General features: G+C 44.7%; 1 protein-coding gene. It reads right to left on the bottom strand.

The window, feature by feature from the left end:
* The coding region (gene nagZ / locus A3766_RS02435) for a beta-N-acetylhexosaminidase (protein WP_231882818.1) at positions 1 to 668 on the bottom strand (668 nt) is incomplete at its 3' end.
* Positions 669 to 684 lie beyond the last annotated feature (16 nt).

The raw sequence follows: 684 nt of genomic DNA, 5'->3' as shown, positions 1-684 counted from the left end.
CTATAAATGACATGAGCAGGCATCAATGCATCAAGCCCTAATGGGATTAAGCGCTCAAAAACAATCGTATCATTTTGCATGATCTGCTCTAGACTACGATTGTCTTCCGGGATCTCATGATGTGAATCAGCAACAACCGCTCCATGACCAGGAAAATGCTTCCCTGTAGAAGCCATGCCTGCTTCTTTCATACCTGAAACCAGCGATGAAGATAAAGCAGTAATCGTCTCAAGATCGCAGGAAAATGCTCTATCGCCGATTACTTCAGAAACACCATGGTCGCGATCTAATACTGGCGTAAAGCTGATATCAATATCAAATGCAATTAGCTCTGCCGCGATTAACCAACCCAGATCAAAAGCTTGCTTTAAGCCCTGCGCTTTATCCTCTTGATAAACCCGGTCAAGAGACCTCATTGGCGGTATTCGCGTGAACCCTTCGCGAAATCGCTGAACGCGTCCACCTTCGTGATCAACGGCGATAATAAGATTGCTTGAGCACTCCCGGATCTCCGAGATTAGCTTAGTCAATTGACCAGGGTTCAGGTAATTTCTTGAGAAGAGAATAACTCCCCCAACAACCGGACTAGATAAGACCTGTTTTTCTTCTTCATTCAACTCAGTCCCTGCCACATCAAGCATCAGCGGGCCAATATTGTTTTCCTTCATATTCACTATTACTCTA

Source organism: Oleiphilus sp. HI0132 (genome assembly GCF_001635845.1).
Note: the sequence above shows the minus strand (reverse complement) of the source record. Positions and strands in the feature narration are given on the sequence as shown.